Annotated in this window: 26 protein-coding genes and 1 pseudogene; 21 read left to right on the top strand and 6 right to left on the bottom strand. The window is 41.8% G+C overall.

The window, feature by feature from the left end; translation table 11 throughout:
- The first annotated feature begins 64 nt into the window (after positions 1-64).
- From C7I86_RS18455 to C7I86_RS18465, 3 genes are all read left to right on the top strand, one after another.
- Positions 65-1138, top strand: a complete 1074-nt coding sequence (locus tag C7I86_RS18455) for an ATP-binding protein (protein ID WP_011153826.1) — start codon at positions 65-67, stop codon at positions 1136-1138.
- Between the two features lie 94 nt (positions 1139-1232).
- Positions 1233-2264 carry a hypothetical protein gene (locus C7I86_RS18460; protein ID WP_011153827.1) on the top strand — a complete coding sequence of 344 codons (1032 nt, stop codon included), beginning with the start codon at positions 1233-1235 and terminating at the stop codon, positions 2262-2264.
- The gene (locus tag C7I86_RS18465) at positions 2197-3117 is read left to right on the top strand and encodes a hypothetical protein (RefSeq protein WP_223211253.1); all 921 of its coding nucleotides are present in this window, start codon (positions 2197-2199) and stop codon (positions 3115-3117) included. The genes C7I86_RS18460 and C7I86_RS18465 overlap by 68 nt, the downstream gene beginning before the upstream one ends.
- Before the next feature lie 70 nt (positions 3118-3187).
- Here C7I86_RS18465 and C7I86_RS18470 read toward each other — a convergent pair whose 3' ends face one another.
- Positions 3188-3835 carry a hypothetical protein gene (locus C7I86_RS18470; RefSeq protein WP_223211254.1) on the bottom strand — a complete coding sequence of 216 codons (648 nt, stop codon included), beginning with the start codon at positions 3833-3835 and terminating at the stop codon, positions 3188-3190.
- 158 nt (positions 3836-3993) lie between these two features.
- Here C7I86_RS18470 and C7I86_RS18475 point away from each other — a divergent pair, with 158 nt between their 5' ends.
- The 6 genes from C7I86_RS18475 (at position 3994) to C7I86_RS18500 (ending at position 14168) form a co-directional block, all read left to right on the top strand.
- On the top strand, positions 3994-4563 hold the full coding sequence (locus tag C7I86_RS18475) for a thermonuclease family protein (protein WP_234376133.1): 570 nt from the start codon (positions 3994-3996) through the stop codon (positions 4561-4563).
- Positions 4564-5015: 452 nt separating this feature from the next.
- Complete coding sequence (locus C7I86_RS18480; RefSeq protein WP_223211256.1) at positions 5016-7175, top strand: AAA family ATPase; 2160 nt, start codon at positions 5016-5018, stop codon at positions 7173-7175.
- Positions 7151-8707: a DUF2357 domain-containing protein gene (locus C7I86_RS18485; RefSeq protein WP_011153832.1), complete on the top strand. Its 1557-nt coding sequence runs from the start codon at positions 7151-7153 to the stop codon at positions 8705-8707. Before C7I86_RS18480 ends, C7I86_RS18485 begins: the two co-directional genes overlap by 25 nt.
- Positions 8704-10107 (top strand): hypothetical protein, encoded by a 1404-nt coding sequence (locus C7I86_RS18490; protein ID WP_011153833.1) that lies wholly within the window; start codon positions 8704-8706, stop codon positions 10105-10107. The genes C7I86_RS18485 and C7I86_RS18490 overlap by 4 nt, the downstream gene beginning before the upstream one ends.
- Positions 10104-11759, top strand: coding sequence for a phospholipase D family protein (locus C7I86_RS18495; RefSeq protein ID WP_011153834.1), 1656 nt, complete (start codon positions 10104-10106; stop codon positions 11757-11759). Before C7I86_RS18490 ends, C7I86_RS18495 begins: the two co-directional genes overlap by 4 nt.
- Positions 11760-11765: 6 nt before the next feature.
- Entirely contained in the window at positions 11766-14168 is a 2403-nt protein-coding gene (locus C7I86_RS18500) for a hypothetical protein (RefSeq protein WP_011153835.1), read from the top strand.
- A 58-nt stretch (positions 14169-14226) separates the two neighbouring features.
- Here the strand turns inward: C7I86_RS18500 and C7I86_RS18505 are convergent, their stop codons facing one another.
- Complete coding sequence (locus tag C7I86_RS18505; RefSeq protein WP_011153836.1) at positions 14227-14997, bottom strand: Rpn family recombination-promoting nuclease/putative transposase; 771 nt, start codon at positions 14995-14997, stop codon at positions 14227-14229.
- A gap of 224 nt (positions 14998-15221) precedes the next feature.
- Positions 15222-15437, bottom strand: a complete 216-nt coding sequence (locus tag C7I86_RS18510) for a hypothetical protein (RefSeq protein WP_011153837.1) — start codon at positions 15435-15437, stop codon at positions 15222-15224.
- Between the two features lie 717 nt (positions 15438-16154).
- Between C7I86_RS18510 and C7I86_RS18525 the strand changes: the two genes are divergently transcribed.
- Positions 16155-16619: a hypothetical protein gene (locus tag C7I86_RS18525; protein WP_011153840.1), complete on the top strand. Its 465-nt coding sequence runs from the start codon at positions 16155-16157 to the stop codon at positions 16617-16619.
- A gap of 318 nt (positions 16620-16937) precedes the next feature.
- A complete protein-coding gene (locus tag C7I86_RS18530; RefSeq protein ID WP_223211257.1) occupies positions 16938-17501 on the top strand; it encodes a hypothetical protein in 564 nt (187 codons plus the stop codon).
- 64 nt (positions 17502-17565) lie between these two features.
- On the opposite strand, the gene C7I86_RS18535 is transcribed toward C7I86_RS18530, so the two are convergent.
- Positions 17566-17778 (bottom strand): hypothetical protein, encoded by a 213-nt coding sequence (locus C7I86_RS18535; protein ID WP_011153842.1) that lies wholly within the window; start codon positions 17776-17778, stop codon positions 17566-17568.
- A gap of 152 nt (positions 17779-17930) precedes the next feature.
- Here C7I86_RS18535 and C7I86_RS18540 point away from each other — a divergent pair, with 152 nt between their 5' ends.
- The 10 genes and pseudogenes from C7I86_RS18540 (at position 17931) to C7I86_RS18875 (ending at position 25819) form a co-directional block, all read left to right on the top strand.
- Positions 17931-18110, top strand: coding sequence for a hypothetical protein (locus C7I86_RS18540; RefSeq protein WP_011153843.1), 180 nt, complete (start codon positions 17931-17933; stop codon positions 18108-18110).
- A complete protein-coding gene (locus tag C7I86_RS19455; RefSeq protein WP_255347037.1) occupies positions 18110-18241 on the top strand; it encodes a hypothetical protein in 132 nt (43 codons plus the stop codon). The genes C7I86_RS18540 and C7I86_RS19455 overlap by 1 nt, the downstream gene beginning before the upstream one ends.
- Before the next feature lie 64 nt (positions 18242-18305).
- Positions 18306-18815, top strand: coding sequence for an antirestriction protein ArdA (locus tag C7I86_RS18545; RefSeq protein ID WP_011153844.1), 510 nt, complete (start codon positions 18306-18308; stop codon positions 18813-18815).
- 68 nt (positions 18816-18883) lie between these two features.
- The gene (locus tag C7I86_RS18550; RefSeq protein ID WP_011153845.1) at positions 18884-19141 is read left to right on the top strand and encodes a hypothetical protein; all 258 of its coding nucleotides are present in this window, start codon (positions 18884-18886) and stop codon (positions 19139-19141) included.
- A 358-nt stretch (positions 19142-19499) separates the two neighbouring features.
- Complete coding sequence (locus C7I86_RS18870) at positions 19500-19700, top strand: hypothetical protein (RefSeq protein WP_143705304.1); 201 nt, start codon at positions 19500-19502, stop codon at positions 19698-19700.
- A 63-nt stretch (positions 19701-19763) separates the two neighbouring features.
- A complete protein-coding gene (locus tag C7I86_RS18560; RefSeq protein WP_011153847.1) occupies positions 19764-20321 on the top strand; it encodes a siphovirus Gp157 family protein in 558 nt (185 codons plus the stop codon).
- Between the two features lie 91 nt (positions 20322-20412).
- Entirely contained in the window at positions 20413-20910 is a 498-nt protein-coding gene (locus C7I86_RS18565) for a Rad52/Rad22 family DNA repair protein (RefSeq protein ID WP_011153848.1), read from the top strand.
- An 899-nt stretch (positions 20911-21809) separates the two neighbouring features.
- A complete protein-coding gene (locus tag C7I86_RS18575) occupies positions 21810-25334 on the top strand; it encodes a hypothetical protein (RefSeq protein WP_234376135.1) in 3525 nt (1174 codons plus the stop codon).
- Between the two features lie 31 nt (positions 25335-25365).
- Positions 25366-25470 (top strand): annotated as a pseudogene (locus C7I86_RS19355) (DNA cytosine methyltransferase); the annotation flags it as partial.
- Positions 25421-25819, top strand: a complete 399-nt coding sequence (locus tag C7I86_RS18875) for a hypothetical protein (protein ID WP_223211259.1) — start codon at positions 25421-25423, stop codon at positions 25817-25819. The pseudogene C7I86_RS19355 and the gene C7I86_RS18875, both read left to right, overlap by 50 nt.
- 140 nt (positions 25820-25959) lie before the next feature.
- Here C7I86_RS18875 and C7I86_RS18585 read toward each other — a convergent pair whose 3' ends face one another.
- Both C7I86_RS18585 and C7I86_RS18590 read right to left on the bottom strand, forming a co-directional pair.
- Complete coding sequence (locus C7I86_RS18585; protein ID WP_223211260.1) at positions 25960-26214, bottom strand: hypothetical protein; 255 nt, start codon at positions 26212-26214, stop codon at positions 25960-25962.
- Positions 26207-26803, bottom strand: a complete 597-nt coding sequence (locus C7I86_RS18590) for a ParA family protein (RefSeq protein ID WP_011153887.1) — start codon at positions 26801-26803, stop codon at positions 26207-26209. Before C7I86_RS18590 ends, C7I86_RS18585 begins: the two co-directional genes overlap by 8 nt.
- Positions 26804-26843 lie beyond the last annotated feature (40 nt).

Genomic DNA, 26843 nt, shown 5'->3' on the forward strand with positions numbered 1-26843 from the left:
CATGCCATTTACCTTAACCACCGCTGACCCTTGATAACTGTTCCCTGAAACCTGATACCTGATTATGTTTGCCTCCAATCCAAAACCTAGACCCCTAGTTAACCGTTTAGCCCATACCCAAACCCCTAGTAATTTTCCAGTAGTCAACCGGGAGGGAGTGTTAATCGGTGAGCAGATTTATTGGAACCCCGCCACCGTGGCCAATCCCCATGGGTGCATCATTGGCGGTTCCGGGGCCGGTAAAACCCAAACCCTGAAGGCGATCGCCTGGGAGGTGAGCAAGTTGGTGGAGGTGGCCATCATTGATTTCCATGGCGACCAGGAGCTACCGGGGGAAAAGGTTTACCACATCAATATGACCAGCAACTCTGGCATTAATCCCCTAGTAATTAACCTCGACCAGGAAGGGGGCGGCCCCAATCTGCGGGCCATTGAGCTGGCCATGCTATTCGCCAAAACCCTACGGTTGGGCAGTAATCAACAGGGCAAACTACTAGATGCGTTCAAACATTGCTATTTCCGTCGGGGCATCTCCCAGGAATCCCCCCAGAGTTGGTTGAAAGTACCCCCTAACTTTTCTGACTTGGAAGCTTTGCTGGAGGAAATGGCCGAGGAAGACAAGGAAGCGGAAAAGCTGAGACTAAAGCTATCCACCATGTTTGAGTACGGCATTTTCAACAAAACCCAGCCCCCCTATGAAAGGTTAACCCGTTGGAATCTTGCCAAACTTCCCCCCCAATTGCAGGCGATCGCCGGGGATGCTTTAGCGTCCCAGTTGATGAGTCACCACCGTTTACTAGGGGAATCGACTCTCAGGACGGTTTTGTTCATTGATGAAGCTAAGGAGTTGGGCCATTCCAAAGCGTTGGACAGAATTGCGGCGGACGGCAGAAAGTATGGGCTGGGCCTGTGGGTGGCTTCCCAGTCTTCCCGCCATATTTCCAAGGATGTGCTAACCAATACGTTCACTAAGCTGATTCTGCCGGTTGATTCTTCCGAGTTACCCCTAACTGCCCGCACCTTTAGGTTTTCCGAGGAGGCGATCGCCAATTTGAATCCCCTGGAATCATTGGTACGCTTTGGCAAAAATGCCAATAAAGTTAACATTGTCCCCTTTTACCAAAGGAATACACCATGATTGGTTCTTTGATTATTCTTTCTTTAGTTGGTATGCAAACCATTGCCACTTGTCTGCTCCTCGCTTTTTTAGTTCTTAGGGAGGACAAAATGCTATGAATTGGCGGGCTTTACTGTTGGCGGTAATCCTCGGCACTGTGGTCTTTGGCGGCCTCCATGCCCAAACCAACACTACTAATACCCCTAGCAATAATTCTTCCCTCACTACTCCCAACCGGCTCAAAATTAATCTCACCCTAGGTGACCCCACGGAACTGAAGGTGCGGGAAGGGGATACGGTTAACCGCGGTCAGGTGCTATCGGACAAAGAAGCGGAACGCTCCCGACTAGAACGGGATCAACGGGAACGCCTCCTGGCGATCGCCAATGTGGAAGGTCAATTGGTGCCCACCCTACAACCGGCCCCAGCTTTGCGGGAATTGCCCCCCGTTTCCTACACCGTGGAAGAAACCGCCATTCAATTAGCGGAAATTAAGCTAGCCCAGGCCCAACGGAATCTCGCCACGGCGATCGAGGCTGACCCCTTCATTTCTGCCAAGGCCAAGGTAGAACGTTCCCTAGCTGATGTGGAAGCGGCCCACCGGGCTTTTGAGTTACAGCAACGCAAACTAGATGCGGTCAATGGTTTGAAGGGTTTGCCGCCGGAGATGTTGACCCACGAAACGGAAAAGTTACGCCAGGTCAGGACGGCATTGGAGGGTAAGGAAGCGGAGTATAAATTTTTCCAAGCGGAATATTTCCAGGTGGAAGCAGACCGCCGCAAAGAGTTAACTGATCTGCAAAGTAAGGTCAGCATTGCCCGGGGGGAATTGGAACAGGCCCAGTCCAGGTTACGGGCGGCCAAGGAAAACCGAGAACTGGCGGAATATAACCACCGCATCACCATTTCCCGCCGAGCGGAGGAAGAAAATCAGGTGGCCATTAATGTGGCCAATCAAAAATTAGACCGGGAGTTCAAGTTGGCCCAGCTCCGGGAGCAATTATCCGCTGTGGAGGAAAAGCTCAATGGCATTGTTCAAATCAAAAGTCCTTACTCTGGCACTATTCGCCGCATTAAGTTTGACCGCCAAACCGACGGTAAGCTGGCCGTTACCCTCTACCTCGACACTACTAACCCAAATCCCTAGTGCCGAGATTGAAGAACCAGAACTGCGGGAACCGGAAGAGGACGATACCCCGGAGTTGATGGAAGACCCCCAGGGACAATCTAATCCTTTCCTGGCCCCCGAACTGGATGAGTTGGTGGACAACAAAATTAGCGAGGACGTTTGGCAACAAATGTTGGGGGAATTGCCCTGCTCCGTCACCACGGAAGATTGCATTAATCAACTGCAAAATGTCGCTGTGCAAAATTCTCGATTACTGGCAGACCTCCAGGAAAAAATTGACGAAGCCCAAAATGCAGTGGACGAAGCCCGACGCAAAAACTTGGATTCCATTGCCATTGGTAATTTTTCCCCTTTCATCCAAACCTTTCTCTACTCCACCCTGGGGCCCGTTAGTAATGGGGTGGAACCGCCGGTCAATAATCCCTTTCGCCTCATCCTTGGTAATACCCTATCTGCCTTTCTCGGTCAGGGTTTGGGGGCTTTATTCAATTGGTCAGACTACGCCGCCAACGATTCCCAGCAACAACGGGCGATCGCCATTGGTGATATTCAAATCAAAATTGCTGAACTGCAACGCAATAAAGCTGAGCTGACCCAAAAGCTCCGGGAACAGGTAGTATTTGAAGCCCTTAAATTGGAAGAAATTGCCCGTAATTTTCAAATTGAGCAGGAAATTGCCAAACGGGACAAGCAACGCCTCGAAATTGCCAAGGTTTCCTACCGCTTTGGGGAAGGAGACAGTGAACGTTACCTTAACCAAATCTCTGCCTATGATCGTCAAAAAGCCGCAACTTTTCGGGAATGGTCACGGCTGAGGAGTCAAGTGATAACGGTTAAATTGCTGGTGCTCGGTGGTCAGGACGCTGAATAATTGGTTTGCTTATATCTAACCTTTACCCTGTCCTTCTCTTATCTTTGCCAATTGATTATCTACCCCAACCTTAGTTGGGAAAACCAACAGGCAAAAGCAACGTATTGTTTTTGCAACCAGGAGGTGCATTAACTCCAGTCACCGTGGCAAAGTTATGAACAGTTGGGCTCGCTCCCATGCGAAAGGTTCCGGTGGAAGGATAAGAACTACTGGATGATATGGTGGCAACACCGCAAGCATTGGATTTCAGCTTTCTTTCCTTTGGTATGGGAAACGTGATGTCGTACTGGGTGAAAGGGGTTTGCCCCGTCCACACTAAAGATTGATTACCCGTTTCCGCATTGGGAACATATCGTGCTTTTCCCTCCGCAGGAATGTTGGTCGCCACACCATTGGAACATTTTGGTGCATCTGCTTTAGCCATTAAAGGAAAGGAGCTCACCGTTGCTGGCCCCACCCCTATCAACGTTACTTCTGTTGAACCAGTATGGGGTATTGAGCCAAGGGAAATTTGCACAATACCGCATTCATTAGCAGAGACTTTTTTGGTCAATGGAGCATCCAAATAATAGACATAAACGTCATCACGGGGAGCATGACCAGTGGAGTAAATTTTGCCGGTGTAGTTGTCCTTTGCCATGCCTGCATTGACCATTGGGGCGATCGCCGTTATGCCCAGCGTCACCAACGCTAGACTGGAAAGTATTTTGTATTTCATAATTGCAATGAGTGTCATTGAGTGGGGCTATTTTATATGTCCCTCTCTTTTTGTCAATGCTCTTTTTGTTACCGATTTATGGCATTACTTTTTGCTTTATTTTTTGCATCAATTACAGCTTGGACGTTTATAATTGCCAGATTTTATTCAGTAACACTATGGGCAAAAATATTTGGCTAATCCTATCTCTATGCACCACCATGATTACTGCTTGCAGTCAGGAGCAAATGCAGGAGATGGCCTCTAATGCCATGGTCACCCAGAACCGAACTCCTGATAAAACTTGGCGGGTTAAGCCTGGGTCTGTGCATGATGGAGATACCTTTCGGGCAGTGGCGGATGTTACTAACGAGGAAATTAAGGTGAGGATCGCCTGTATTGATGCCCCAGAAATTAAGCAAGCCGGGGGCATTGAATCCCGTGATTATCTCCGGGGAATGCTGACGGATAATCGGGAAATCATTCTGATGGGTGCCGAAAAAGACCAATATGGGCGCAGTGTGGTGGAAGTTTTTGCAATGACTGACACGCCAGGACTTGAGGTGGGAGTTAATGGGGAAATGGTTTTGGCAGGTATGGCCCACTACTATGAAGGCCATAAGAGGTCATGCCCTGAGAATGCAGAACAGTATGAATTCCTGGAGCAGGAGGCGATTTCCAATAAAGCTGGGGTTTGGGCTAATGGGGATGCAGAGCGGCCCTGGGACTGGCGGAGAAGGAATAAGTAGGGGTTAGTGGAGATTAAAAATAGAGAAAAACCAATAGAAAGAAGCTAAAAGCAAGGTTTATCCTTATAAATGAATTTTAGTCATTGCGTAAACGTTTAGATTTATTACAGTTTTAGAAAAGTTAGGAATCATTATTTTGTTTCTGCACTAACATCCAAACATAGAGTAAAAATCTACGCTTAGGATCGTCCTAGTTCTTAATTACTGTTCTTTGCCTTTACTGAATTGCTTGGATTGTTTTTTTGATTAAAATAATACGATTCTATATTAAACAAAAAAGGATGCAATTACGTCCAAAAGCAGTGAAGTAATAGATGGTCATTTACTTTTACCCTATTATCGATTTATTTTAGGTAAATAAACCATACTTTTTTGCTTTATTGTTCGTGTTCCCTTGTATAGCAACAATTTTTTAAATTATGGACAGCCCCCGGCAATTGTCATCGCCTACCTTGACGAACGTTATTCCTCTTGCAGCAGGGATAATTGTCGCATTAGTAGGAATAGCCGCAAAAATTCAACCGCTTCAATCTGGAATAATGGGATTTACCGCAGGAGTCAGCGGGGCGGCAACAGCAAGTTTAGCGACAAAAAAAGAAAGGGAAATTTTGCTCTTAGCAGAACAGGAGCTTAGCAAAACAAAAATTAACAATACGCTTTCTGAGTTACAAGAACAGAAAAAAATAATTGATAAAGATATCACTCGATTAGAAGAACGCCGGAGCCAATCAGAAAAAATTGCTGGGGAGTTAGAGATTCGGCAGGCAAAGCGGGATAGCATCGAAGCCGAAATTAAAAATTTACAAGCGGTACAACAAAATTTAGAGAGTCGTGTTGCCGAAATTAATAAAGCCAATCCAACTCTGGAGAATTTAGAGATCCGTCAGAAAGAAATTTCTCGATTACAAAGTATTATTAAGCAGCTAGAAGGTGAGTTATTTGCCTATAAAAGTAAGATTGCTGAAATGGAACAAAAAAAAGCTGGCCTTGAAGAAAAAGAGGCTTTATATTTAAAACGGGAAATAGAAATAAAAGAAATTTCTGAACAAATTCAGCAGGGACAAGTAAAACTAAAAGATCTTAACCGTCAGGCTGTGGAATTGGAGTTATTACGCAACACCTATGATGCTTTAGAGCGAGAAAAGCAGACCTATGAATCCCAGAAAGAACATCTTTATGCTGAAGTGATCAGATTGGGGGCAGAAAAAGACCGTATCTTAGCAGAAATTAAAGAGTTGGAGGGAAGAGCGCAAGAGAGTGATCGCCTGAGGGCTGAAATTGCCGATTTAAAAGCCAAGCGTCGCATAGCGGAAGATTTGTTGCGAGATATTCAGCGAGAAATAGAGCAACATGAAATTATCAAAGATAATCTTATTAATGACATCGCCCGTAAGGATGCTGAGATCAACCGCAAAAAGAATAATGTGAGCGAATTAGAACAAAGAATTCGTGAACTCAAACAAGAAATATCAGATCTTGAGGATAGTGCTCGAGTAGCATTACAGACTTTAGAAGAGCCCATCAAGGATTTAATTCCGGTTCAAAGGCAAGGTATTAACGAAGATGATTTCCTTAACCAGTTTAGTAATTCCCTAAAAGTAAAGGGCTTAGACTTTCATGAACGTATCGTTAAAGCCTTTCATACTTCTCTAAAAGTACAAGATATTTCGGCATTAGTAATTTTAGCCGGAATTAGCGGTACAGGAAAAAGTGAATTACCCCAAAAATATGCGGATTTCATTGGTGCTCCACTCGTCATGTTGCCGGTACAACCCCGTTGGGATTCTCCCCAAGATTTACAGGGTTTTTATAATTATATTGAAAAAAAGTATAAGCCAACTCAATTAATGCATTATCTCTATCAATATCAGCAGGATAGAAAAATGCATGGCAGAATCATCATGGTGCTACTTGATGAGATGAATCTAGCTCGGGTTGAGTATTATTTTAGTGATTTCCTTTCTAAACTCGAAACACGACGTAGTAAGCCAACCTATTTATCATTGGACGTAGGTAGTTTAAAACTTCCTGAGAAACAACGAGATATTCTGATTCCCGAAGAATTCCTGTTTATTGGCACCATGAATGAAGATGAAACCACTCAATCCTTATCCGATAAAGTGTTAGACCGAGCCAATGTCTTAACTTTTGGTCGTCCAAATGAATTGAAATTACGGGGAAGAAAAATCAAGTATGAAAAAGCAGAAAATTATTTACCTTGGAATGAATTTGTAAAGTGGACTAAAGAACCTGATCCCGATTCTCCTATGGTTATTGAAATCAAAGACTTTGTTGATCGTGCCAATGCCATTATGGAAAAGTTGGGACATCCCTTCGCCCATCGAGTTTATCAGGCGATCGCCAAATATGTCGTGAATTATCCCGGTGCGGAGCAAGATCTGCAAATACGTCGTCAAGCTATTGCAGATCAGTTTGGTCAAAAATTATTGCCTAAATTACGGGGAATACGTATAGATGAAGCTAGCACAGAACTTGACGAAATGAAGCGACTAATTCAGGAACTAGATGATCCGGCACTCACAGAAGCTTTTGATCGAGCTAAGCAAGGGCGATACGGACAATTCCAATGGAAGGGGATGTTGTACAGCTAATTATGAAAATTTACGCTAACCTCGGAACCTATTTACAAAATGAGCCATTACAACTGCTTGACGCTGTTCTTGATAGTGCTGATCGGCCAATTTTAGTTTTAGATAACGATGAAGAATTGAGTCAAACGCCAGGTTTTTTAATTCCACTAGAAGATAAAAATAGTTATGAAATTGGTTTTCCTTTGGTATCTATTTCTGATTGGGATAGTTATCAAATTCTTTGTCAGAAGTCATCGTTAAAATTACAAAAAAATAACGAAGAAACTTCTTTTAAAATATCTATAAAAGATCTTATTTTGGATTCAACCCAAGTCAATGATGAAAGTACTCATAATCGTTTAAACAATGAATTAAATAATAGTTATGATCGTCATACTGCGGAGACTATTGCCGTATTTATTGGTTTATTTCAAGGTATGCGCTCTGGTAGACGTATCAAGCAGATTAAATTCCCCTTACTAAATCTACCTGAATATTTTCACGAGCTCAGCAGTGAAGATGCGAGATTACCATTAGTGGTCTCCTTAGATCGACGTTATGAATTACGTCATAAACTAGAATCTATTACTACGAAACTTAGATCTCAATTAAATCGAACCGTTGAGATGATACCCCTGGCCCGTATTCACGAAATGGATGCCTATTGTCTCCGTGACTATGTTCGTCGTCCGGGCAGAAATGCAATAGAAAAAGCTGGGGCAAGACAGGAATTGCTAGGGATTAAACGCTTTCAAAATTTTAATACACCAGAAAATAGATTTTTAAAAGGGTTTTGCGAATTATTACACCTCGAATGTCAAGAGTATAGTAAAAATCGAGAAGCAGAACTTTTAGGTCAAAGTATTAATTATTTTCGTCAAAATGAAACAGTACAGACAGTTAAAAGATCTGTATCTTTATTAGACAAGCCTAATTATGTCCTTGAACAAAATCCAATTTATCGGAGTTTTTATCAGGCTTATTTAGACTACGTTCATCGTCTTTCAGATAAAGAAAAACTATGGAGTTATCGCCAAAGACTGTGCAGTGATGTAATTGCAGTATTATTAATGACTAGTTTTTTATATTTTCAGGGTAGCTATGCTAGCGCCCTGAGTGATTTATCGATTTTAGATAATCCCCTTTTTGGTCGTTATCTTGAAAATGACTCCATGCCGGTTATTCAATGTTTTTTACAAAATTATGTTGTATCATTTCAATTGAATCGTAGTTCAAGTATTAGGCAAGGCGATTGGCTATTAATAATTAAACAACAAAAAATTAATTCCTTGGAAGTTAAAACGTTGCAAATACCGATCTGGATATTTTGGTATCGTCCAAGTCTAAAATTGATTAATAAAAATAACTTCAAACGAGCCTTATATTTTTATCTTTGTGAACGCCCTGAGACTAATAATTATAGCCAATGGATCACAAAAATAGATCACAGTCTTATGATTCGTTTACCTGATTTAAAGGAAAATAATTTGCAGACAATTATAATATTTTTAAATGATATATTTTGTAAATATTTGAAGGAATATTTTTCATGAGTTTACCAACTGAATTGATTGAATCTAGCTGCAATCAAAGTTCAACTTATTTTATTTCACGGGCAAATTTAAATTTTCCTTGTGCAAATTATACTTTACCTTTAAGTTCTGCTCAGAAAGAAGCCTTCGACTTAGCCATTTCTAATAGTCCAATCTCCCTAATTAGCGGTAATCCTGCCAGTGGCAAAACCCATGTCGGCTGTTTTGTTCTTGAAATGTCCGTTCGATTTCAGAAATCTATATTAGTAGTTGCTAGACATGCTAATACTCTGGAAGCTTATAAAAACTTAAATGTTAATTCTCTTTTTCTTGAAATATTTAATAATTACTCAGATAGTATTTTTGCGTGGTTACGACACAACCTTGCCCAGCCTAAAATCAATTTTATGCCTCTCCATTTGTTCCCAGATCCCCTGCTAGAAACATTACAAGAAAGTAAACAGTTAAACCAATGGATTGATTTAGCAGAAAAAGGGGATAAAAAAAATCTTCAAGAAGAGATGATGAAAGTTTTTCCGCAGGTATCGAAATCTCGCTTAGATCTCTTAGTAGAAAAGCTATATAAACTATATCCTCTACTGAAGCAACATCAAAAATTAAAGGAACATTATCTAAATTTGTCCGAGGAAGGAATTTTACAACTTACCGAATTAATGTCAGAAACAACAAAAATACCTATTTTAGCAACTTTTCAAAGTGTCTTAAATAGTGATGTTAAATTTAAACAGTTTGAAATTGTTCTTGTTGAGGATTCACATCTTTTTTCTGATCATGACCTACTATTGATGGCGAGTATGACTAACAAACTAATTTTATTGGGAGAAAATATTAAATCCGATACTTTTTTTACTCGTCTATCTGAATGTTTATCGCCAGCCTATCGCGCTAATCTATCAGAAAATTTTCGTCTGCACCCATTGTTAAGCCGTCCAATTTTTTCTACTTTTTATTATTCACAACCCTATTCATCTTTGCAGAACTATTCTTATCGAACATTTCAAAATCGTTTACGATGGATTGATATTCATGAAGATAAGCTGATTACTCCACAATTATTGGATTTTATCGAAAATTCAGATATTGATATATCCAGTATTAAAGTTGGAATACTAACTTTTTCAATAACCGCCAAAGAAATGATACAAAGCCAATGCCCAGAACAATGGCTCAATCAAATTTACGTCGATAGTTGCGAAAATTGGTATGGAAAGGAATGTAATGTGCTTTTAATAGTTTGTGATGGTACTAAACCCACACCTGATCAACTTCGTCTTGCCTTAACACGTGCCAGTGATGCCATTGTATGTTTTGGCGATATTAACCAATATGAAATGTCTTCATTTAGAACTTTAATTAGGGATAAAACTTTAACCATCGAGCGGGAGGTTTCACTATTATGAAAATTATTGTTAAATTACAAGGAGTATTTGAACGTAAAAATGTTGATAATAACACAGTTAGACAAAGCTCTCTATCAGATTTACTTAACGATCTACGGGTTTTAGCAACTAGTCATAATCGCCATCATATTTCCTATATTCACCAATCTTTTGGACTAAATTTTTTATCTCAACAGACCCTAGAGCATCTTATACAAAAAGTAGGAGGAAAGTCATCTTATCTTTCCTCAACCTTCTTAACTCCTGCAAACCAAAACTTAATTCAAGAGGAGTTTTTCTATAGCTATTGTTTTACATGCCCAATTATTTCTCTACAATTATCGCCCCATGATCCCCAGTTACCATTATGGAGTGGGCAGCATTGCGATGGCACTTATAATTTAGATATTAGTAATGATGTAGACAATTTAAGATTACAATCCATACGTCAGGAAGCTTTAAGCATAATTAAACAGAAAACATCGGTCGAGATTATCAGAGCAGCATTACATTCTCCTAACAACTTTGCCATACCGATAACTTTATCAACTGGTGAATATATTACAATCTGGCAAAAACTAGAGGAACTACCGTCTGAACTTCAAATTGCAGTTATGGCCCTCATTAAAAATTACTTTCCTTCATTTTTGTCGGCTGAAGCTAAATCACTAATTGATGAGTACAAGAAAAAATATATTGTTTTTAATTATCAAAATTTACTTGAGTTTACCATTTCTGAAAATGAGCCTAAAGGATTAGACTTTATTGTGGGTAGAGGATTGCATAGAAAAGAAATTGAAGCTCTAATTAGTTCTGCCCAGCGTTTTTTATTGATTTCTAGTTTTCGTTTAGAAGATGAATCTATTGTTCAATTAATTGTCAAAAAAGCTAAAGAATTACCTGAAGGCGTTTGGATTTTGACTGATTTAAATAATGATGTTTTAGATAGAATAGATACGAATATGGAAGGAAAAATTGATCATGAAGATGATTACGCTGAATCTGATCGTAAAAAGAAAGAGTGTTTACGCTTACTTGCTACATCAGGTGTTTCTATTCGCAGTGGACTCTTTCATCTAAAATGTTACATAACGGAAAAAAGTTCATATATGGGTTCTTGTAATTTAACGGGTGGAAGTTTAGAACGTAATGGAGAAGCGGGAATTATTTGGAAAAATGTCGAGTCACATCAACGGTTAATTGACCACTTTTCCCATTTATGGGATGAACAATCAAATGCAGTAATCTTACCGACAACCCAAGGTATCCGCAGTCAGGGATTATCTAATTACTTTGCTATATCAAAGCGTGAAGGTTTTCTAACTTATCATTCCAATGATTTGACTAGAACTTTGACAGAGTTTGCCCGTAATCCGACTGGAAAAATTTCTATTTATACTCGCACTTTTGCTCCAACAGCTCAACAAGAAGAACTATTGTCACGTCTTCATTGCCATATCTTTTATGGACACCGTAATTACTCTAATTTAGATGCTAAACAAATTTATAATCTCCATGCCAAGATTATTATTATAGGAACAACAGCAGCCTATATGGGTTCTCAGGATTTTGCATTTGGAAGACGTTCTAATCATGACTTAACTTATAAAACTACTGATTTAAATGAAATTCAAGCTATTACTCAATTAGTGGATGCTTTACATCGAGGATAACCGAAAATGACCAGACTCTTTAACCTAGAATCATACCCAGAAATCTGTAAGTACACGCAAATTTTTGGGGAATCGTTATCTTTAAATTCTCCTAATATTCCTTTTGCTTATCGAGATTTTTTAAATACCTATAAAGATCGTCATTTTATATCCCCTGCTAATCTTTCAAGTTATTATTCTAATACTATAGTTAGAGGTGAATATAAACCTCAATTCTTAGGTGACCAACTGGATGATCAGCAAGAAGGTGATTTAGTTATTGTTCGTGATATTGATGTGCTGAGCCTGCAAAATTTAGATTGTCCCTATATTTATGCCAGTGCTTATCGCTATTGGAACTACGTCACTCAGCTTCAAAATATTGCTAAAGAGAATAAACCATTAGTTATTTATGATTTAGACAGTTTACCCTGTTCTTATTACTTGCCTATTTCTTTTCAAAGTCATCCTAATTGTTCTTATTCTATTCCAATTTTAGATATCCGTACTCCCGAAAATTATGAAAGTCTCAGACTTCCTTTTGATCCTTCAAACGTTTATGATACCATCTGTGAAATTTTAGCTCAATACGTTATTGCATCTGACCCTAACTTTGTTGGTATTGAAAGTTCTTATCTCACTCAATATTTAAAAAAAATTAATGTTTTTAACATTATAAAAAATTGTCTAATAAGTAATCCTAATCAAGAAATAGTTTCGCTTCTGATTGACTTCTCAAATGTCGATAATACAAATCTATATTTAAAAGCAGAATTACCTCTCACAATAGTAGAAAATATAGTTTCAAGTGTAATACTTGTTCCTAGACTGAAGGAAATCGTCCAAAATAATTGCGAATATAATTTCGTTCTAATTAGTCAATACAATTGCCTATCTAATTTTCGTCTTTCTTTAGAGTCTCATTTTTCCTTACCCGATATTAGTCACTCAGAATTTAGCAAGATTTGGCAAGAAAAGCAATCTCAGGAATTTCCTCTCTATGGACAGTTTCTTGATTTAATCACTTTTCAATTAGCAAATCAGATTTCAATCAATGTTCCTAGTGAAAGCGAGCGTACAAATATTTGTTATGAAGGTGAACGAAAATTTCATACTTTTATAGGTCAATATACCATCCCATCCGGTGAAACAAAATCCTCTTTTCGAATAGACAAACCTCAAGTTATTTTACCGATAAAAATTAATGGTAAACTAATAATAAAAAATGAAATAGAACAAGTTTATATTATTAATAATCAATTCTTTGAACAAACTCCTTCCCTTTCTGTTGAAATTCACTTTTCGCTAATGCTTGGCAAACCATTACTATTGGAGATTTTTGAAGTTTATAGTGATCAAAAATTGGGGCACAAACTCAATGCTAAATTAGAAGATCGCCCTGAAATTAAATTAGGATTTATTCCTATTCAAAATATTATTGAGGGTAGAAAAACAAAAGAAAATAATGCGACTACTAATTTATGTTTAAATTTAAAATTTATAAGTGATTTTTCACACGGATTAGACGAGATAGCCAAAGCTTTACATGCTTATATTAAGCAGTCTTCAAAAAATATAAAACTACGGACAGATCTGAAGTTATCGAAAATACAAAGTATTGTTAGAAGCAACTACTTATCTTTTTTGAAAAATGATGCCTTACAACATGTTTCTACAAATTCAAGCAATGAAATAGTCAGTGAGATTACAAACAAAATTATTTCTAGCGAAATTAAATTACTTTTACAAAAAGCTCTTTTTACATTAGGCCAACGTCACCCAAATACGGAAGGGAAGGAACGTGGACAAATTTTCAATATTTACAACGATAATTTACTGTTGATAGGTAAACAATATAAAATCGCTGCAATTCAAGATTTTGATTTTTTGTTTGATTATCTTAAAAACAGCCCCTGCTTTAGTGAACATGTCAAGGTTATAGCAAGGATCGCATATGATAGTAACTTTCAGCAAAAATATTTTGCACTTTTTGAGACTCATCTTCCGAAAAATAATAATAATAATAATTTCTACTATGAGTATGATTCCTACTTGTGGGGCTATGCTCGTATTTTGATGTGGTATTTAGATTATAATCTAAATGAAACAAATATTTTGTTGTTTAAGCGTCATTTTAATCTTATAGCTAGTCATGCCCTCAGTGACCATTCACGAAATTCATATTATCAAGATGCATTGATTAGTCTTATTTATCTCTTGTCTTTCCGAGAGTTTGATTCAACTTTTTGTGAAATTGGATCACTAGAGTATAATTTGGGAATAAAATTGTGTGAGAAATTGAGTTTTCATCCAGTATTATCCAAACAAGTTGATATTAACAAATCGCTTAATCAAATTTTTTATGAGTTTCTCAATGGCACAGCAACAGGTGATGACATGGACAACCTCATCAAAGCTGAATTTAAATAGATAAATAGTAAATAGGAATTAAGTCAAGCCATATTCGATCCAATGACCATTTCAACCCTTAATTATTCTGGTTAGCAACAAACCGATTAACCAGTTCAACATCAATATCTAATTCCTTGGCAATTTCGGCAATTGTAAGACCTAATTTCTTCAACAGGGGTATGGTTTCTAATTTTCCCTCTAGTTTCCCAGCAATTTTACCCTCCTCTAAAATTTCTTGATAAACAGCGGATTCCTTCATAATTTCACTCCTTAAAATTGTCTTGATAATGTCAGGCGACAACAGAATTCCTCCAAAAACAGAAGTTGCTGCCATGAGATTTGCTTTAACTCGATTATCCTCAATCTGTTCCAGCACAGTCGCCACTTCCCTCAATTTTAATGTAGGGTCAGAGGTCTGCGTCAATACCGCTAGGGGCAATAGCCCTGGGCTTTGGAGAAATGCGTCCGATGATTGTTCCCAGAGCCGAATCGCTTGGTAACGATGCACAGTCTCCCCCACCTGAAAACTATCCTGATAAACCAAGTCATTGTTACTATGTTTCAGGTAGATCACGAATTGGTGCATTGTCTTCTGGGGGAAACGGCGGTAAACCCTTACCCGATAATCCAACATCCGAAAACCCATGGTGGGGTCAGGTTCCGTTTGGAATTCCAGATGTAAAACCAAGTCTTCCGATTGCTCCAAAATCAGGGAGTCAGCGCGAATTGGTTCCAGGGATAATTCCGTCGGACTGAGCTTGGTCAATTTGATTGGTCGTCCCAACAACCAGGCGGCATAGTCTTCGGAAAATGATTCAGCTAGAAATTTGCACAGATTATCGAACATACTCAAATTTTACGGGCGATCGCCAAAAGTTCTTGCTGGCTACTGATGGGAGGCAAAGTCCGCCCAGCTAAAGCCCGGCTTTCTGTGGGGTCTATATTTGATGGCACCGTGGATTACCATCGTGCATTGGGGATATTGTAGGCGATCTATCCATAATCAATCATATATTTCAAAGATCCAATTAAGATTTTTTAAACATATTTTTTATCAGGGATATAAAGAACTCATAAATATTGATGTAAAAGTTGATATACAACTGCAATAGTGAATCCTATCAAAGCTCCCAATGGGCCAAAGAAAAATATTGAGGTCATTGCTAATTCCAAGGGCTTGTCCTGAACATTAGTGGAGAAATTATTGACAATAAAGATTCCAGCCATAACACCAAAAGCATAACCTACCAATGCAGCAAGTAATGCAATACCTATAAATTTGAGCATATTTCTAGTTTCATTTAACCCAAAGAAAAAAGAATAAACTTTAATATCAAGAAGGCAAGAATAAAGATGTGGTTCCCGGCACTTTATGGTCGTCGTCCCTCCCTTTTTTTACTGCCTCCCCATCCCCCCGCCGGACAAAAGCTAACTATCAAGGCCTAGAGCCACTGACCGGCGGCCCCCCGAGTGGGGGCGAGAAAGCAAGAAGGCAAGAGGCGTTTCTAATATTCGACGATAAAACCCGTTGGTATGGTCGGTTAGAGCAATAAATATTTCACTGGACTACCTGCCCAAAGCCGTAAGAGGGGGGGGGACACCCCCTTCCCTAACCCTTCCCCCTTTTTGTAGTCCGGTCAAAGTCAGCGGTCACGGGTTGATTAGTCTCCAGGCCTTTTTTCGGAAAGCAAGAAAGATGAGCGGATTCGATGTTTTTGTTTTTGATTTTAAGGAATCGAAGATCCGGAAATACCGTTTTTTTTTGCAACGAGGAATTTTATCATATTCGTCAAAATTTTTTGGTGTTATCTCATTTAAGGAAAAAATTTTATTTGGAATATGATTTTTACTTTTCTTGGGCAAAAAAAAACTTAGTGGGGAATGGAAGAGAAAAAAGAGAGGAGAGAAAGGGTATATTGGTGTATTGAAAATAAAAAAGTAGTTTAGTGTATTAATTATGGAAAGAAAAATGATATAATATAGGAAAGTTTAGAGGGAAAAAAGATGTTTAAAAAATTAGGTGAAGTAGAAAAAATAAAGTTTAAAAATTGGTGTGTTGATAAGAATAATTTGATGGTTAAGGAAAAATGGTTTGGTAAAGAAGTTAAAGAAGATAGGAGAATGGTTTGGTTTGGGGTTGGAATTGAATTGGGAAAAAATGAAAAATTTAAGGGATTGGAAATAGATAATAGTTTAAAGAAAAGATGCTTAGAATTTTATGGAGAAAATTTTAATAGTTTGTTATTGATAAAATATGGAGATGGAAGTAAATTAAATTTACATAAAGACAGAGATTGTTTTGATAAAAAAGTAGTTATTGTAAATAGTGGAATTTGTGTGTTTGAATATGATGGAGAAAGAAAAATATTAGAAGATGGGAAAATTTATGAAATAGATGGTAAAAAAAGTCATGGAGTAGTAAAAGTAGTTGGGGAAAGATATAGTTTAAGTATTAGAAAAGTTTTATAAAAAAGTTTGATTTTTTAGATCAATCACCCCCCTGCTAGTAATATTATACCACGCTATTTCCCGGCAAGGGTAAACTCCACCTTCACCCTCCTTCTAGTGGTTGCCCCTGCGGGGCATTTTTTATTAGTCGGTTCGGCCCTTGCCTTGACCCAAGCCTTATCTATGGGATGGAAGGGCGTGGAGTTTCAATGGACAGGGGGGGGTGTGCCTTGTTTTGGGGGCTGGTCGGTGGGTGGCTCGGCCGCTCTGCCTTGGGTTGCTTTTTGCGTGCTATCATGCTATAATGGGCTTATTGGTTGTTCCCCTGGGGGTTGCACTGTGTTGTCTGTTTCTGCCCTGTCGCCCTGCGTTGTTTGTCTGCTGTCGGCCTGCCCTGCCGTGGGGTTTTCCGGTTCCCGCTCTCTCTCCCCGTTGTCGGTTGCCGCTCTCCGTTCCCTTTCTGCCGCCGTTCCTGCTTCGGCCAGTGTTTTTGTTGGCTGTGCGGCTGGTGCCGATGCCGTGGGCCGGTCGCTCTTTCCTTCGGCCAGCGTTTTTTCTGTCAGTTCTGGTCAGTGGGGGGCTGGCCGTTCTGCCTTTGCCCGTCGGTCGGTGGCCGTTGTCTCTGCTGTTCTCTCTGCTGGCGGCCCGGCCGGTCTGTGGTGTTTTTTCCCTTCGGCCGGCTGTCCTGTTGGGTTGTTGCCTTCGGCCCGGTCTTCCCGTTGTTTCTGCGGTCTTGGTTCTGGGTCTTGGGCCTCTGCCGCCTTTGCCCTGGGGTCTGGCCTGCCCTTGCTTGCCTTCCTGCCCCCCGGTGTTTCTCCCCCTCCCGGCTGGGGTTTTTCCTCCCTGGGGGGTGGTTGGTGGGTGGCCCACCCTGCCGCCGTCCAGTTGTCTCTTTTTGCTTAGCGTTCAGCCCCTGCCTGTTGGTGGGGGTTAATCATTGGTAGCAATCAATATTTTTAGGTTTTCTTTAAACTTTATCTTCCTTTGAAAAAGAATCATCAATAATTTCCTTCACTTTTTGTCGTAATTTTTCTTGCCAGTCTTTGACATTTTTTAAGCGTTCCTTATCAGTGGGTGTAATACGAAGATAGATCCCCGCTGTCCTTGATTCAGACACAGGGCTTTTAAATTGATATTTCTCCAAATCTGGATTCCCACCAGGACGACCTCGGCCACTCATAAACAATTCCTAAATTTTCAACATAATCTTAGCACGATAGCACGCTATAAAGTTTTGTAAAATAGTTATTTATTGCACGATAGCACGCTATAATAGAGTTATGGCAAAGGGGAAAGCCCCCGCCACCACTCAAATACTTAGGAGTTTTCAAAATGACTATTCAAGAAGCCAAAGAGATCGCCGCAGTCTGTTCAATGATGCGAAACAAATTACCAGATGGAATGTGGGAGGAAGTCAGGGAAACGATTCTCGACTACCGGGAAGGAAAAGACGGTGAAGCTTTCGCAGAAGAACTAAGCGAAATTTGCAAAGACTGGGGGTTTTCAATCTAATGAAAGACTTAGAAAGCCTACGCAAAGAACTAGCTGAACTAGCAAAGCAAACTGAGCAAGAAGACCTGAAAAGGGAATTAGAAAGCCTAATTCAACAGATTCTCAAACATCGAGATTATTGCCCGTTTTAAATAGTCAAATAGCCCTCAAACCTGGGGGCTTCCACCACTCGAATACTTACGGAGATTTTTTATCATGTTGAGCCCTGAAATTTACGTTGCCTGCCTTGCTAGTTATAACAATGGATTGCTACACGGTGAATGGATTAGTGCCAATCAAGATGAAGATGAAATAATGGCAGAAATTGAAGCCATGCTTAAAGCTTCCCCTATGCGAGATGCTGAAGAATGGGCAATTCATGACTATCAAAACTTTGGGGGAATTGAATTAAAAGAATATGAAGACATTGAAACCATCGCAAAATTAGGGCAAGCCTTAGCAGAGCATGGAGAAGCAATGGCAGCTTATTACAAATGCTATGACAACTTAGAAAACTTTGAGGATTATTACCTTGGAGAATATGAAAGTGAGCAAGACTTTGTTTATGATTACTTCGAGCAAACAGGACAATTAGAAGCAATTGAAAAAGCAGGATTAGATAGCTTTTATATTGATTTTGAAAAATTAGCTCATGATTGGTTTATTAATGATTTTTATAGCGCAGAAATTAGCTATAACAAGGTTTATGTTTTTAGCCGTCATTAACCCCTAGTAATGCGACCTCAGCACGTCCTAAAAAGGCTGACCACTCAAATACTTCAGGATTTTTTACTATGCACCACGACACCAAAGAAGCGATCTCCCGTTGCCTTTATTTCATTGACCGAGAAAACAAAACCCAAGAAAACCCCATCATTGCGGTGATTGAGAAGGCCCTAGAGTTTGCCAAAAATGAGGTTAGCTTTTCAGACCCCTACGACCTATTAGCCCAGATTGAAAGTGTTCTGACCGAGGAAGAATTGGCCAACGACGACCGCTATTATTCCCGCCAGGAAACGGAAGACTACCACCGTAATTGGTTACATTTCTAAACCCCTAGTAAAATCCTTGGCCCCCCTTGGGGCTTCCACCACTCTAATACTTAGGACAACGATTATGTATTTTGACCGTTTCGACATTGCAGAAGCTTGGTTTATTTATCTCTCAGAAAACCATTCTGGTCAGAATTGCCCCCTATATCTTCGATTATGCCAACTGCAAAAATGGTTTAAGCCTAGCCCATTGTTAAACCGCTCCCGACTGAATGAAAATGCTCAAGCTATTCTAGAAAATTTGGAAGAAAATTAATGAAAGAAGAAACATTTTCAAGAGAATTTGCAAAAATTCTCAAAATTCACTGGACTAAAGAACTTCACCTTGAATTTATCAAAATTTCGGAGGAAATTATCAATGACAATATGGAACAGCAAAAACGGCCCAATCGCAGTTGATGACATGACAGAATCCCACGCTAAGAATGTCTTAAAAATGTTGATCCGAAACAACATGATCAAACGACCAGAAGGGCGAGTCCTAGAAATGCCCCAAGAGGTTGAAGACGAACTTTTAGCAAAGATGATTGAACGTGAAGAATCCCAATGGGGATATTAACCCCTAGTAAAATCCTTGGCCCCCCTGGGGGCTTCCACCACTCAAATACTTAGGAAAATTATCATGACAACCACCACTAAAACCACCGGCAAAACCCCTAAACTTTGGGAACTGTCCGACGAAATAACAAATCTTGAAGACCAAATTGCAGACATTCAAGACCGGGAAGATCTAAGCGAGTCTGAAAAAGACCAGTTAATGGGAGAAATTCTAGAAACTTGGTTATCCACTGGTAAAGAATTTGATGCTAAAGCCTGTAATGTTGCCGCTTATATCAAGCACCTGGAAGCAATCACAGAAGCTCGTAAAAATGAATACCGACGCTTGCGAGATTTAGCAGAACAATCAGAAAATCAATCCCAGCGACTACGCAATTACCTTGTTAGCAATATGCAGAAGTTGGGCAAAAAGAAAGTTAATGGAGTATCGGTAAATTTATCACTACGGAAGAAACCGGCAAAAGTCGTTCTTAATTGCCCCTTGGAAGATTTACCAGCCGCATTTATGAAAGTCGAAATTACACCTCGCCTATCGGAACTTAAAAAGCACCTTCAGAGCAACGCTGATTGTTCCTTTGCTCAATTGGCGGATGTTGAAGAATATTCAGTGATGATCAAGTAAACCGAAAGACCTGGGCAAGTCTAAAACTGCCCAAAAAAAATGGCGAACCAAAAGGGACACCACTCAAATACTATCCATAGGATAACAAACCATGCTCCTAGCCGAAATTCTCGAAAACCTACGCCAACCCATTGCCCCCCAATTCATTAGCCAGAAAAAAACCTTCAAAAACAAAAAACCGACTGGTTCCGTTGATTTTGTGGCCTGGTATGACCTAGCGGACTTGCTCGACGATCTTTGTGGCCTGGGGGGTTGGGAATGGTTAATCATCGACACCCAACAAATTGGCGATCGCCTAACCCTCACCGGCTCCCTCACGATCCATGGGGATGACCGCAGTTTGACCAGGCAGGCCACCGGCACTGAAGACATTGATTGCAATAGCTACGGTGATCCAAGCTCCAATGCGGAGGCCATGGCCCTGAGAAGATGTTGCGCCAAGTTTGGCCTGGGCCGTGACCTATGGCGGAAAAACAAACCCCAGCCCCTCAAAATGGGACAACGACAAGAACCAGAGAAACAGACAGTTTTGGCCCCTGGCACTATCTCACGGGAAGAATGGCTCAAGAGAAAACAAGCCAAATCCTAAATAAAGTTCAACCCTCAATAACAATGGGGGATTCTTGCACCAACTAAGCTCTAACCATTGCGGAAGAATGCTTTAGGGCAGAAATAGCCCGGAGATTTAACAATAACCAAGATTGATAAGACCTATAAGTTTCTGTATATTAAATGACTTTTTTACTTTAGCTATTTAGCTAGAAAGTATTTAGATTTATCTGCTCCCACTTAGGAAACAATGCTGATAACCTCTCTATGACTTAAAACTTAACGGTTTTTTATTTCTAGCGCAATTACAAAAACGATGCTACTACCCCCTCACGGTCAACCCAAAGAAAAAATTTTCAAACTCCTTGAAAAAGATGAGACTTTTAAGTTATGGTCTTGAATTACTAGCCTTTACCCCCGGAGTTCTTCTACCCCTGTACCCCACTAAAAAAGGCAACGGGCAAAAAAGGCCCATCGCCAATAGCAAAAAAATAGTGCAAAATCCTGTAAATTTATTGGGAGGATCCACCGTTCCCCATTCAGTATTTAGAGGTTTGAAATGTTTCAGCGGCAAGGTCAGCCGCATCCTATAGTTCCCCAAAACAACCAAAGACCCAAATTCCTCTCAGCTTGGCGGCGGGCGGAATTCAGGTCTGCTCTAGTTGTCCTAAGAAAGGATGCGTATCTAGAAATAATCGGTTCTTGTGCTCTTTGGGAGAGCAAGAAGCAACCAAAGGAAAGGAGGCTTCTGAGATGAAGCATTATAAAACTTCACACGGGTCCTATTCTAGCGCATTCTCCCCCCTCCTAGTCAATAACCCGAACCATTCCAGCTTTGGGGAGAACAAATTACAACCCACCAGCCGCCACAATCCTTGCCCAGTCTGCGCTAAAACCAATGGCAATTGCCGCACCATAGCCGATGGTGGGGTGCTGTGCATGACTTTCCCCGACGGAGATGGTCATCCCGATCATCGCTACGTCAAACCCAGTGAGAATGGACTTTGGGGTGTTCATTACCCCCGCAAGGATGGTGATTTTGACCGACAAGCCTGGGAAAAAAGGAAGGAGGAGAGGGAAACCAGAAATCAGGAAATTGAACGGCAAAGCCGAGAAAAATGTCTCAGCCCAGAGCAACGGGATAGGGGCTATAAAGCCATCCTTGACCAGTTGACTTTGACTGATGAAGATCGCTCCTATCTAGAAGGCCGCGGGATATTACCAGAGGTTATTGCCCGATGTCGTAGCGTGAAAAAGTGGCAGAAATTGAGCCATACAGCCCATGTAAACTTGCCTGGGGTCAATCGCTATGGCAGCGGGTTAAACAACCCAGCCGATGGGATTCTAATTGCTATTCCCGGCATTGGAGGATACCTAACCAATCTCCGACTAAATGTCCCCCTCGACCTCAACCGAAAATACTCAGCCATATCTAGTGCTAATCGTGGGCTCAAGCCCAACCTAGAAGATGGGGGCACTCCCTTTGGGATATTTTTCCCCGAGAACTGGACAGACTTTACCCATATCGGCATTTGTGAAGGACCTGAGTACAAAGCTCCGTCCGCCGCTCAGAGATTGAACTTTCCCGTAGTTGGGTTTGAGGGGGCGGCGGGAATGACTACAATCAAACGTTATCCAGCCCGATTAAAACAAATTGAGGATTATGTCAAAGAGCAATTATGCAAACTTACGAAGAACGAGTATTTAAAGCTTTCCAGTGTATGGCAAAGCACTATGATGAGCTTTGCGACTTTTTTGACTGGGCAAACTACAAAGGATACGCAGACGGAGTACTCATTTCCAGTACAAATATCAGCCCAGTTTGCTTTCAAGATTCTTGGTGTCTGTTTGTTTCCCACCATGAATGGGCAAAAGATTGGGACTATCTTCACGGAAAGCAAGAAACTATTAAAGGAGTGGAGTACGCCGTCGAGCTTTGGAACAAAAGAGCCTACCCCGACGGAGCTGTCGGATACCTTACCCCCGTCGCACTCGAGGAAATTCTCTAGTCCATTTAGGTTCTGCTTAATCCCTGATGCAGGGATGGAAAAGAATTCTTCGGTGATGGGATTTTATACAAAAACCCTAAAAGCTATAGAGTCCCAGGGTTACCTAGTAGATGTGGCCGATTGGGGCCAGGGCCACGACAAATCGGTGGGGGACATTGACGAAATCAGCCCGGAGCAGATCGCCGCCATCCAACTGGTTTCCCCGGAGGAAGCCTTTGCCGATGTACCTGGGCTACAGTCCACCGTTGCAGAGTTCAAGGATTGGGTTAGCAAACAGGTCAAACGGATTAAACCCCAGGGCTTTGGTGCTCCTGTGATTGCAGGGGAGCTATTCACCGGCGACCGGGTTGATGCCCTAATTAAACAACTGGAAAAAAATCGCTACGTTCTCGATGCTTCCTGGACTGGGGATGGTAAGTCCCATGCCATTGTCCCCCTGGCGAAGGTCCTGGCACATCGACTGGAAACATTGCATCCAGAGCAGGAAATCAAGATTTATCTGACTTCCCATTCCTACCGGCAACCCACGGTGGAGGCTTTAACCGCCATTCAAGCCATGCCCACCCGCCATGGAGACCGGTATTTTCCCCATGGGGAGCTAGAGGAAGCGGCTAACTGTATCCGTTCTAGGCAGTTTAACCAGGTGGCGGAAAAGGGCTATAACCCCCACCAGGGCGGTAAACATAATCCCATTTGTCACTCCTGCCCAGCTTTTAACTACTGTGGTACTGACCCCGGTATGTTCCGCCAGCAACGACGCTTAGCCCTGCAACACCAAATTATCCGTTGTCACCCCAGCCAAATTCCCGCTAAAGGGGAAAATCAACTCACTGTGGTGATTTGGGATGAACCGGCGGAGGAGCAACCCACCAAAACCATCAATACCAATATTGGGGAGCTAGACCAGGAAATTGCCTACCACCGTCGCCACTCCCAGTTGTCGGATGCCCAGAAAGATATTCTCGATGAAATGGCATCTCTGCTGGAAAGGTTAATGGCTGGTGCTCCCAAGTTGGGCCTGGACACTGCTGAGGTGCTTAACCAGGTCAAAGATCTCAACCAAGACCTACTAGGGGAACTGATCACCCTACTGGAGCAAAAGGAACGGGATTTATTTGATATTTTCCCAGCCCCCACCTTGGCTACCTTCAAGGATAACCAGGATGCTTTTGCAGGTTTAACAGCTAAGGAAACCGCCAAACTCAAGGGCCAGTTCCGCCGCAGTAATCAATACGCTGTGGGGGAAGCGACCAAAATGACGGAGGAAAAACTCCAGGAATTACCCAGCAATGGCCTAATCCATCTACTCCGTTGCCTCCAGGGCCAGGCCTCTGTCCAAATCCAACTGTTTCCCCAAAATCTGCTGCTCACCATCGATCGCCGTCAGGAATTGGCCCCCATCAGGAACGCTGATTATGTAGTTGCCCTAGATGCCACCAACAATGGGGCGGATTTTGCCTGCTTGCTCAATGTCGAAAAGGACAAGGTTAAGGTCATCAAACGAAAAACGGAAAAACCTTTCCAAAACCTCAAAGTTGTCCAAATTGTGCTGCCGGGGTGGGGTAGCTCCCGACCCAGTGATAGGGCCATGGAAAAGGCGATCGCCGTCAAGGATGCATTATTCCAAGCCTATGGCCCCATGCCGGTGCTCACCTACAAGGCTCAACTGGAAACCCTATTGGCGGCAGGGCAATGGTATCGGGATAGTCGGGGCAGTAATCAATTTGAGGGCCAGCCCCAGATGCTCTCCTGTGGTTTACCCCTGCCCAATCTGGGGGCCATCAAGGCACAATTCCTGGCCACTGGCGGACAACCCGCAGATTTTGAGGAGCATTACCACCGCCGCTCCCAAAGGGAAGTGTTGCAAAACTTTGGCCGTCAGCGGGCTAACCGCTACCCCCGCCAGCAGTTTACCCATTTCATTATCACCGGCGACCCCCAGCACAATACCATCCACGACCTAGGCTGGGTCAAGGAATTTGGGGCGGATTATGTTTGCCTCCATGGTTTTGAAATTACTCCCCACGCTGGCGATCGTTCCCAGATTGCCCGCTGGCATATTGTCGAGGCGATCCGTTCTGGCTTCACCACCGGCAGTGCCATTGCCGAGAAGTTAGGTTGCAGTCGTCGCAATGTGACCGATGTGTTGACCAATGGGGGAGCTACCCTCACTAAAGTTACCAAGACATTACTGGATACAACTGAACTGGGAAGTTCCTCTTATAAACCCCCTATAAGGCTCGGTTCCCACCTGGAGGATCTGCCGCCGGAAATTTTGGCTTTACTAGGAATTGACCTCCCAGAGGCGATCGCCGAAGTGGTGGAAATTATCCAAATTGTCGGTTGGCGATCCTTTGCCGAGGACTATTTACCCACTTTGCCCCAGCGTTTACGCTCTACTATCCTGGCAACTTTCTGGTCTTTCCTTGATTTGGTTGCCCCGGCCCCTGTTTGACTTGTTTTTTAACTAAACTGCAAACCTCAATATGAAAAGGAGTTTTAGCCATGGAAAACTTCGACACCTCGACCTATTTGCCGGATGTGAGGGATTCACGTTGGCAGGGGAACGACTGGGGAAAATCCAAACAACTCAGTTTGTTGAAATCGATCCCGACTGTCACACCATCCTCCAGCACCACTGGCCCCAGGGTGAAAATAAAACTTCGATGGCCCTTACCGGAAGTACGTCCCCGGCGATCTAGGGGCCAGGGTAGTGGTTATATCCGACTGCACTATTGCGAAAAACAGACCCGCTCCGGCAAAAAATCCTATGAGCAGTACTATTACCACTATGAGCTTTGGGAGAATGGCATCAGACAGCACAAGGGGTCAAAGTATATCCCCAAGGATAAGCTTGATGTGGTGCAGGAATGGGATAGAAAGAAAGTCGATGTAGTCCTCATTCTGCAATATCTTGGCAAAGACTGTACTAATCTATGAAGCCTTTCTAACGCCCGCCGGTGACAGCTCACTTTTTTGGAAAAATTGAACTGATATAGTGACTGTCTAAACAGTTAGACGTTTACCTGTCTGTATTGTTAGCTAGTTAAACAGTTAGAGCTGTGCGAGCATTTCCCTGCTTAGCTGTCTAGACGTTTGAAGTAAGCGACTAACAGCTCCTCCACTAATTCGGACATATCTTGCTCAGTGCTTAGGGTATGGGTGCGTAATTTTAGGTGGGTGGCTTTGGAGATATAAAGAGTGGTTTTTTTAAAATTTGGATCTTTACTTTTGGCGATCGCTGCTTCTGATTTTGTTTTGACTGATTCTGAACTAGTTGATTCTGCCTGAACAAAATTCTCGAAGCCGGCAAAGCGATTTTTTTCCTTAGCCATAAATTTCACCTCCCACGGTTTTGTAATCATTCCAACCGGCCCCTGCATACCGATCGCCTTTGACATCACGAACGACACAACCCTCTAAGGCGGCCTTGGGAAAAGCGGCGTATCGAGTGATCATTCGCTTAAAAACAGGTAATCCTAAGCTTTGGAGATATTCTTTGGCTTCTGTTCCTGCTGTGGAAGGTTTTGGCGGAACAATAGTCATCAAAATCCGAAAGTTTGGAATGTTTAGCTGTTTAAACGTCTGGATGTTTGCTTGTAATGCTCCCATGGAAAGGGCATCAGGAGACGTTGGCAAGATCATGAGGTCACACCCCCTAGCAAGGGATCGAATTTCTTCAATCTCTGGTCGGGCTGGGGTATCAACGACGATGTGCTCATAATTACGGGCCGCTTTTAATCCTTCCCGCTCATCAACAACTGGGAAATCTAGCTTTTCATGGGATGCCCAAAGCAGTGCCGAACGGTTCAAGTCCCCATCAATCAGGATTGTTGGAGCTTTGTTATTGAGGTAGGCGGCCAGGTGAATAGAGCTTGTGGTTTTACCTACCCCACCTTTAAAAGCAGTAACGGTGATAATCATTAGATGGTTAAATATTTAAAAGTTTAGACGTTTAACTGTG

The organism is Synechocystis sp. IPPAS B-1465, assembly GCF_003015225.1.
Taxonomy (GTDB): Bacteria; Cyanobacteriota; Cyanobacteriia; order Cyanobacteriales; family Microcystaceae; genus Synechocystis.

What these genes read in the sequence shown, in the direction of transcription:
- C7I86_RS18455 (WP_011153826.1), top strand. Translation starts at nt 65, where the DNA reads ATGTTTGCCTCCAATCCAAAACCTAGACCCCTAGTTAACCGTTTAGCC.
- C7I86_RS18460 (WP_011153827.1), top strand. Translation starts at nt 1,233, where the DNA reads ATGAATTGGCGGGCTTTACTGTTGGCGGTAATCCTCGGCACTGTGGTC.
- C7I86_RS18470 (WP_223211254.1), bottom strand. Translation starts at nt 3,835, where the DNA reads ATGAAATACAAAATACTTTCCAGTCTAGCGTTGGTGACGCTGGGCATA.
- C7I86_RS18475 (WP_234376133.1), top strand. Translation starts at nt 3,994, where the DNA reads ATGGGCAAAAATATTTGGCTAATCCTATCTCTATGCACCACCATGATT.
- C7I86_RS18485 (WP_011153832.1), top strand. Translation starts at nt 7,151, where the DNA reads ATGGAAGGGGATGTTGTACAGCTAATTATGAAAATTTACGCTAACCTC.
- C7I86_RS18490 (WP_011153833.1), top strand. Translation starts at nt 8,704, where the DNA reads ATGAGTTTACCAACTGAATTGATTGAATCTAGCTGCAATCAAAGTTCA.
- C7I86_RS18495 (WP_011153834.1), top strand. Translation starts at nt 10,104, where the DNA reads ATGAAAATTATTGTTAAATTACAAGGAGTATTTGAACGTAAAAATGTT.
- C7I86_RS18500 (WP_011153835.1), top strand. Translation starts at nt 11,766, where the DNA reads ATGACCAGACTCTTTAACCTAGAATCATACCCAGAAATCTGTAAGTAC.
- C7I86_RS18505 (WP_011153836.1), bottom strand. Translation starts at nt 14,997, where the DNA reads ATGTTCGATAATCTGTGCAAATTTCTAGCTGAATCATTTTCCGAAGAC.
- C7I86_RS18510 (WP_011153837.1), bottom strand. Translation starts at nt 15,437, where the DNA reads ATGCTCAAATTTATAGGTATTGCATTACTTGCTGCATTGGTAGGTTAT.
- C7I86_RS18525 (WP_011153840.1), top strand. Translation starts at nt 16,155, where the DNA reads ATGTTTAAAAAATTAGGTGAAGTAGAAAAAATAAAGTTTAAAAATTGG.
- C7I86_RS18535 (WP_011153842.1), bottom strand. Translation starts at nt 17,778, where the DNA reads ATGAGTGGCCGAGGTCGTCCTGGTGGGAATCCAGATTTGGAGAAATAT.
- C7I86_RS18540 (WP_011153843.1), top strand. Translation starts at nt 17,931, where the DNA reads ATGACTATTCAAGAAGCCAAAGAGATCGCCGCAGTCTGTTCAATGATG.
- C7I86_RS19455 (WP_255347037.1), top strand. Translation starts at nt 18,110, where the DNA reads ATGAAAGACTTAGAAAGCCTACGCAAAGAACTAGCTGAACTAGCAAAG.
- C7I86_RS18545 (WP_011153844.1), top strand. Translation starts at nt 18,306, where the DNA reads ATGTTGAGCCCTGAAATTTACGTTGCCTGCCTTGCTAGTTATAACAAT.
- C7I86_RS18550 (WP_011153845.1), top strand. Translation starts at nt 18,884, where the DNA reads ATGCACCACGACACCAAAGAAGCGATCTCCCGTTGCCTTTATTTCATT.
- C7I86_RS18870 (WP_143705304.1), top strand. Translation starts at nt 19,500, where the DNA reads ATGACAATATGGAACAGCAAAAACGGCCCAATCGCAGTTGATGACATG.
- C7I86_RS18560 (WP_011153847.1), top strand. Translation starts at nt 19,764, where the DNA reads ATGACAACCACCACTAAAACCACCGGCAAAACCCCTAAACTTTGGGAA.
- C7I86_RS18565 (WP_011153848.1), top strand. Translation starts at nt 20,413, where the DNA reads ATGCTCCTAGCCGAAATTCTCGAAAACCTACGCCAACCCATTGCCCCC.
- C7I86_RS18575 (WP_234376135.1), top strand. Translation starts at nt 21,810, where the DNA reads ATGACTTTCCCCGACGGAGATGGTCATCCCGATCATCGCTACGTCAAA.
- C7I86_RS18585 (WP_223211260.1), bottom strand. Translation starts at nt 26,214, where the DNA reads ATGGCTAAGGAAAAAAATCGCTTTGCCGGCTTCGAGAATTTTGTTCAG.
- C7I86_RS18590 (WP_011153887.1), bottom strand. Translation starts at nt 26,803, where the DNA reads ATGATTATCACCGTTACTGCTTTTAAAGGTGGGGTAGGTAAAACCACA.